The organism is Candidatus Angelobacter sp. (assembly GCA_035607015.1).
Taxonomy (GTDB): Bacteria; Verrucomicrobiota; Verrucomicrobiia; order Limisphaerales; family AV2; genus AV2.
This window is the reverse complement of sequence record DATNDF010000375.1, coordinates 1-6,954: the sequence shown is the minus strand read 5'-3', so window position 1 is coordinate 6,954 and position 6,954 is coordinate 1. Positions and strand designations below refer to the sequence as shown.

7 protein-coding genes are annotated in these 6,954 nt (G+C 60.7%); 6 read left to right on the top strand and 1 reads right to left on the bottom strand.

All coding sequences use genetic code 11. The features are described from left to right. The 6 genes from VN887_15185 to VN887_15160 form a co-directional block, all read left to right on the top strand. The coding region (locus VN887_15185) for a vitamin B12-dependent ribonucleotide reductase (protein ID HXT41352.1) at positions 1–1,240 on the top strand (1,240 nt) is incomplete at its 5' end. A gap of 207 nt (positions 1,241–1,447) precedes the next feature. Further along, a complete protein-coding gene (locus tag VN887_15180; GenBank protein ID HXT41351.1) occupies positions 1,448–2,128 on the top strand; it encodes a TIGR00730 family Rossman fold protein in 681 nt (226 codons plus the stop codon). A gap of 33 nt (positions 2,129–2,161) precedes the next feature. Continuing rightward, the gene (locus tag VN887_15175) at positions 2,162–3,424 is read left to right on the top strand and encodes a pitrilysin family protein (GenBank protein HXT41350.1); all 1,263 of its coding nucleotides are present in this window, start codon (positions 2,162–2,164) and stop codon (positions 3,422–3,424) included. Between the two features lies 1 nt (position 3,425). Further along, positions 3,426–4,181: a hypothetical protein gene (locus VN887_15170; protein ID HXT41349.1), complete on the top strand. Its 756-nt coding sequence runs from the start codon at positions 3,426–3,428 to the stop codon at positions 4,179–4,181. A gap of 80 nt (positions 4,182–4,261) precedes the next feature. Continuing rightward, the gene (gene pabB / locus VN887_15165; GenBank protein HXT41348.1) at positions 4,262–5,716 is read left to right on the top strand and encodes an aminodeoxychorismate synthase component I; all 1,455 of its coding nucleotides are present in this window, start codon (positions 4,262–4,264) and stop codon (positions 5,714–5,716) included. A 61-nt stretch (positions 5,717–5,777) separates the two neighbouring features. Continuing rightward, complete coding sequence (locus tag VN887_15160) at positions 5,778–6,626, top strand: aminotransferase class IV (protein ID HXT41347.1); 849 nt, start codon at positions 5,778–5,780, stop codon at positions 6,624–6,626. Here the strand turns inward: VN887_15160 and VN887_15155 are convergent. Beyond that, on the bottom strand, positions 6,627–6,954 hold a 328-nt coding region (locus tag VN887_15155), incomplete at its 5' end, for a ThuA domain-containing protein (GenBank protein HXT41346.1).

Genomic DNA, 6,954 nt, shown 5'->3' with positions numbered 1-6,954 from the left:
CGTCGAGCCCGACATCGCGCTCGTGAAATACAAACTGCTGGCCGGTGGCGGCATGCTGAAGATCGTCAACCGCACCGTGCCCGAAGCGTTGCGCCGCCTCGGTTACGGGACGCAGGAAATCGAAGGCATCATCGGCCATATCGAAAAATTCGACACTATTGAGACTCTTCAGGATAACGGCCGGATCGTTCAAAGCGGCCTGAAACCGGAGCACCTGCCGGTGTTTGATTGCGCCTTCAAGGCGTATCGCGGCAAGCGCAGCATTCACTACATGGCTCATTTGAAAATGATGGCCGCCACGCAGCCGTTCATCAGCGGCGCCATTTCCAAAACTGTCAATCTACCAAACGAGGCCACTGCGGAGGACATCCGCAACGCCTACGTTGACGCATGGAAAATGGGGCTCAAGTGCGTGGCCATTTATCGCGATGGGTCAAAACGTTCGCAGCCGCTCAACACCAGGAAGACCAGCGAGGGCGGTGACCGGCCGGAGGGTGAGGCCGCAAAGCTGTTGCCCCGCGTCAGGGAATTGGAGGAGGAAGTCACCCGCCTGCGGGCGCAGGCGGTTCAACCGTTGCGGCGCCGTCTGCCGGAAACACGCACCGCCATCACGCACAAGTTCGACATCGCCGGTCATGAGGGTTACCTCACCGTCGGTTTGTTCGAAGATGGTCAGCCGGGCGAACTGTTCATCACGATGGCCAAGGAAGGTTCGACCATCGGCGGGTTGATGGACAGCATCGGCACGCTGACCAGCATGGCCCTGCAATACGGCGTCCCCCTGGAGGCGCTGGTGAGAAAATTCGCGCACCAGCGGTTTGAACCAAGCGGCTTCACCAAAAATCCGGAGATTCGCAACGCCTCGTCCATCACCGACTACGTCTTCCGCTGGATGGCGCTCCAATTTGTTCCAGGTTACCGCGAGGCCAACGGCGCCAGACAACCGGATCTGCCCATTCCCGGCCTGCTCGAGGAACAGAAAAAAAAAATAAACCGCCCGGTTCCCGAGCTCCCGCTGTCCGAGGATGATACGACCCTCAATGTGCGGCCGCCCCCGACCAACGGCGGGAACGGGAACGGGCACAATGCGCCGCCCGCCCGCGCCATCACCAGCATCAGCGACGTGATAGCGCACTTTCAACAAGACGCGCCGACCTGTCCGAATTGCGGCCATGTCGCCGTCCGCAATGGGGCGTGCTATAAATGCCTCAATTGCGGTGAAAGCCTGGGATGCTCATAGCTTCTCCGTGTCGGGAGGAGCCAGCCGGGGTACCTCTCCCCGGCTGGCCGTCGTAAACCGCGCCCTGCTGCGCGGTCCACCAAGGCGCGCCGTGCGATTTTTCGACGGCGCGCCCTAAAAAGTTAGCGCAACCGGAAGACGCGCTCAAACTGTTTCGCACCGGCCTGCACGCTTGTTTCTCCACCACGGACTGCCTATGTTCCACGCATGAACGACCACACGTTTGGGTTCACCAAGGAAGATCCATGGCGCATTTTCCGCATCATGGCGGAGTTTGTTGACTCGTTTGAAACGCTTTCGCAGGTGGGCCCGGCCGTCACCATCTTCGGTTCGGCGCGGATTCCACGAACCGATCCGTTATACAAGGTCGCCGCACGGCTGGGACGCGAACTCGCCGGGCACAATCTGGCGATCATCACCGGAGGCGGCCCCGGTTTGATGGAAGCGGCCAACAAAGGCGCCGCCGGGGCCCGCGGAAAATCGGTGGGGCTCAACATCGAGCTGCCGTTCGAGCAAAAGCCAAACCGCTACGCGAACGTGCCCATTCACTTCCATTATTTCTTCTCGCGTAAAGTTTGTTTCGCCAAATACAGCATCGCGTTCATTTTCATGCCCGGCGGATTCGGCACGCTGGACGAGTTTTTTGAAATCGCGACGCTGGTGCAGACGCAGCGCGTGCCGCGTTTTCCGCTCATCCTGTTCGGACGCGAATACTGGAAGGGGCTTCTCCACTGGCTCAAGACCACGACCGCGAATCGGGGCTACATTGCCCCGGAGGACTTCAACCTGTTCACCGTCACCGACGACGTGCAGGAGGTCATCGACACGATTGTGGATTACCAGCGTCGCGTAAGCGCTCCGGAAACGCACCCTCCGGCCATCGCCTGACGTTCCCGGACTCTTCCGCCGCCTTCCATTGTTATGCACCAGATCACCCGTCTCCCCAACGGTCTTACAGTCGCGACCGCAGAGATGCCGCACATGGCCAGCGTGAGTCTGGGTCTGTGGGTCGGCGTGGGCGGGCGGTATGAACCGGCGGAACTGAACGGCGCTTCCCATTTCATCGAGCACATGCTATTCAAAGGCACGCGTAAACGCTCGGCCCGGGAGATTTCCCAGGCGGTCGAGGGCGGCGGCGGTTACCTGAACGCTTTCACGGGCGAGGAAAGCACCTGCTTTTACTCGAAGGCGCGCCACGACCGTTTCGGCGAACTGCTGGAAGTGCTGACCGACATGTTCCTTGACTCCAAATTCGATCCCGTCGAAATCGAAAAGGAGCGGGGCGTCATCAAGGAGGAAATGGCGATGTATCTGGACCAGCCGCAGCATCATGTCCAGGAACTCCTCAACGAAACACTCTGGCCAAATCAGCCGCTTGGCCGGCCCCTGACCGGGACGGACAAAACCCTGGATGCGCTGAAACGCTCCCGCCTGCTGGATTTTCAACGGACCAATTATGTGACTGGAGCGACGTTGATCGCCGTCGCGGGCAACCTCTCGCACAAGCGCGTGACCAAAGCCATCGCGCGCCTGGCCTCGCGTTTCCCGCGTGGCCGGAGGCCATGCTTCACCCCCGCTCAAAACAGCCAAACCGAACCACGCTTTCGCCTATTTACAAAAAAAACGGAACAAACCCAGTTTGCGCTCGGGGTTCGTACCTGCTCCCGCCACGACGAGCGGCGCTTCGCGTTGCGTCTGCTCAATACGATTCTGGGCGAGAACATGAGTTCACGCCTGTTTCAGGTCGTTCGTGAAGACCGCGGCCTCGCCTATAGCATCTACAGTTCGTTGAGCTTTTTCGACGACACAGGCGATCTGGTGATCTCCGCGGGCCTCGACACGGGTAATTTGTCGAAAACGCTGCGGCTTGTCCTGCGCGAGTTCCGCCAACTCGTCGAAAGGCCGCCGTCCGGCGCCGAACTCCGCCGCGCACGCGACTACATCATCGGCCAGTTTGACCTCGGCCTGGAAAGCACCGAAAGCCGTATGATGTGGCTGGGCGAACAACTGCTCGGCTGTGGCAGGGTCATTCCCCCCGCGGAAATCAAACGCCGGCTCACTCAGGTCACCGCCAGCGAAGTTCGGGCGGTGGCACGCGACTTTCTCCGGCCGGAAAACCTGAACCTGGCGCTGGTGACGTCGTTAAAACCCGGCGCGATTTCAACGAGCGACCTGCTCATCTGATATGCCCTACTGTCTCGTTCAGGCAAAATCCGTCGCGCCAGGCGCGGACCAACTCAAACGCGCCTTCAAGTCGCTCAAGGCACTGACGGATGCCGACGCCGTCAAACTCGCCAACGACGCCTGCGGGATTCTCCTAAAAAATCTTTCGGCGGATGACGCAGGTCTGTTGCAACGCGCCCTGAAAAGTGAAGGGATCGCAACCGAAATCGTCGATGCCGGTCATCTGCCAAGACTGCCCGACGCGAAATTCGTCCGCCGGATGGAATGCCAGCCTGAGTCGCTGGTGATTTACGATCCTCTCGGCCGGGCGGTCCCGGTGCCGTGGCAGCATCTCATACTGATCTCCGCGGGCACCGTCCGCCACTTCGACATGACCACGACCCGCACCGAAAACAAAGTGACAACATTCGATCCGATCCGTGGAGCCCGCACAAGGGTCGTCACGGATGTCCGGCACAAAGTGGAAGATGATTCGGCCTTGTTGATTGACATTTTTCTAACGGGCGGCGCAATTCGCTTCCAGACCGAGGCCGCCGCGTTTCAGTTCAAATATTGTTTCGACCGCCCGGAGTTGAATCTCGCCCAGAAAGCGGGCCTGCTTGTGCAAATGCTGGCCCACCACGCTCCGCAGGCCGGGTTGAACCGCGGCGCCACGGCGTTGCGCGACGGTGCGCCCGAAAACGCGGTTTACGCCAGCAAAGCCACCCTGCTCGACGAATCCACCTGGCTGGTATGGAGGACGGCGCGCAAACCCTGATTCATCGCCCACTTGCCGCCCCCGGTTTTCTGTGCTTTAAGAGGACGTAGAACCGCGCCGCGATCGAGACCCAAGTCCAAATGCGCCCTTCGATCCACGAAGCAGACACGCCGCCTTCGCCGGAGTCGCTTGTCCAGCAACTCCGCACCGAACCCGGAGTCGTATTTTTGCAGAGCTCGCTTTTTGATTCGCGGCAGGCACGGTATTCGTTCGCCGCGGCGCGGCCGTTCCTCACCTTCCGTTCATCCGGCTCGCGATGTGAGCTGCGCTCACGCGCAGGCCGCCATGTTCAGTTTGGCAACCCGTGGCGTGTCCTCGACAGCCTGATGGCGCGCTATGAACTCCTGGATGAGGTTGACCTGCCCTTTCCGCTGGGCGGCTGCTTCGGTTACTGGGGTTACGATTTGAAGAATTTCGTCGAGCCGCGACTCCCACAAAGAGCAGTCAACGATCTCGAATGGCCCGATTGCCACGTGGGATTATACGACAGCCTCGTCGTCTTCGATCAACACCTGGGAAAGACGTGGATTGTGGCAACGGGCCTCGACGTGGACGGTTCCCGCAGCGACGACAAGGCAAAAGGGCAGCTCGAGTTCTGGCAGGCGCGGCTCCGGAAGTCTTTCGGAAGAAATGATTGCCTCCCCGCGTCCGCCAGGTTTGAAGCTGCGCGGGGCATTCCCGGCCCGCCTCTGGGTTCCAGTTTTTCCCGCGCCGGGTTCATCGCAGCGGTCGGGCGCGCCCAGCGTTACATCCGCGCGGGCGATATCTATCAGGTCAACCTCTCGCAACGGCTCGCCTCGTCCCGGGCGATGCGCGGCTGGGAATTGTTCCAGCGCCTGGCCGCCGTTTCGCCCGCGCCGTTCGCCGCGTTTCTCGACTGCGGCGAGTTTCAAATCGCCTCTTCGTCGCCAGAGCTGTTCCTCCACCTGAGCGGGCCGCACATCCAGACGCGGCCAATCAAGGGCACGCGACCCCGCGATGCCGATCCAACCCGCGATGCGCAGCTCACGTACGAGTTGCAGACCAGCGGGAAGGAAATGGCCGAACTTGTGATGATCACCGATCTGTTGCGCAACGACCTGGGCAGGGTTTGCGAATACGGGTCGGTCCAGGTGCCGGAACTGGTCAGGCTGGAACGCTACCCACAGGTGCAGCATCTCGTCTCCACGGTCGAGGGCCGCCTCCGGCCGGACGTCACCCATTTCGCCGCCTTTGCCGCGTGCTTTCCCGGCGGCAGCATCACGGGCGCGCCAAAAATTCGCGCGATGGAAATCATTGACGAGTTGGAACCGGTCGCGCGCGGACCCTACACCGGCGCGCTTGGTTATCTCGGTTTCAACCGCGAAAGCCAGTTGAGCATTCTCATCCGTGCCGCAGTTCGCGACCGACGCGCGATTTATTTCCACACGGGCGCGGGTGTGGTCGCCGATTCGGTCCCGGAGGCCGAATACGAGGAAACACTTGCAAAGGCGCGCGGTTTTTTTGAAGCGTTGAACTTGCAAGCGCAGCCGGACTATGTTTCGCTGAAGGCATAGGTCGGGACGATTTCCGGTCGTCCCCTTCGGGGCCGGGATGACAGCCGGACGGCCCTCAAGTATGACTGTTTTGATCAACGGCCAGTTCGTTCCAGAAGAACAGGCGGCGGTGCCCGTCACTGATCGTAGCTTCCTGTACGGGGACGGGGTGTTTGAAACCATTCCGGTCTATACCGGCAAACCGTTCCGCTGGGCCCAGCACCTCGAACGACTGACGCGCGGCGCGGATTTCCTCAAAATCCGGCTCACCTTTGCGCCCAAGGAACTGCGCGTGCTCGCGAACGAACTTATCCGGCGGAATCAGATGCCCGACGCGATACTGCGCGTGACGCTCTCGCGCGGACCGGGTGAACGCGGTTACTCGCCCACCGGGGCTGATTCACCGCTCGTCGTGATGTCTTTGCATCCCCGGCCGATCGTTGACCCGCAAGACCCGCCCCAGTGGCGGTTGAAGACATCCTCCTACAAACTGCCCGCCAGCGATCCGCTGTCGTCGTTCAAGACCAACAACAGGATCCTCCAGGTACTCGCGCAAGCCGAGGCGGAAGCCGCGGATGCCGACGACGCGCTGATGCTCAACACCAATGGAGAGGTGGCCGAATCTTCCAGCGCCAACCTGTTCTGGATCTATCACGACACGGTTTATACGACGCCGACCGGACGTGGCGCGTTGCCGGGCATCACGCGCGCCGTTGTTCTGGAGTTGTGTCAGGCGCTCAATCTGCCCACGAACAAACGCGTCATCAAACCGGAATCGTTGCTCAAGTCAGAAGGGGTTTTCCTCAGTCTCAGCTCGCTGGGCATCGTGACCGTGACCGCGCTCGACGGCGAACCCGTGCCCACCTCGCCCGTCGTGGACAGGATTTTCACCAGCTATCACGAAGCCGTTCAACGCGAGACGGGCCCCTGACTACCGCGCCGACGCGGAAACCCCGGCAAGTTTCTCAAATCGTCCGCTAGGTTCATCCATCACCCACGCCAGGCCTCGCAACACGATAATACGAAAGAGCGGGTCTTCGTGCGTCCACGTATAATGACCGAGGATGCTGGCAAAAACGCGTCCCCTGCCTTTTTGAAAGGTCCAAATCATCGGGCGATCCTCTCCATCAACGCTCGTCGTCGCCAGCACCTCCACTTTGCCCGCGTCGCCGATCATCGGCCAATACGGCTCATCGAGGAAATGCAGTTGCCGCGGAAGGCCGAGCGTTATCGGGTTGTTCACGGATGTGACTAATTTC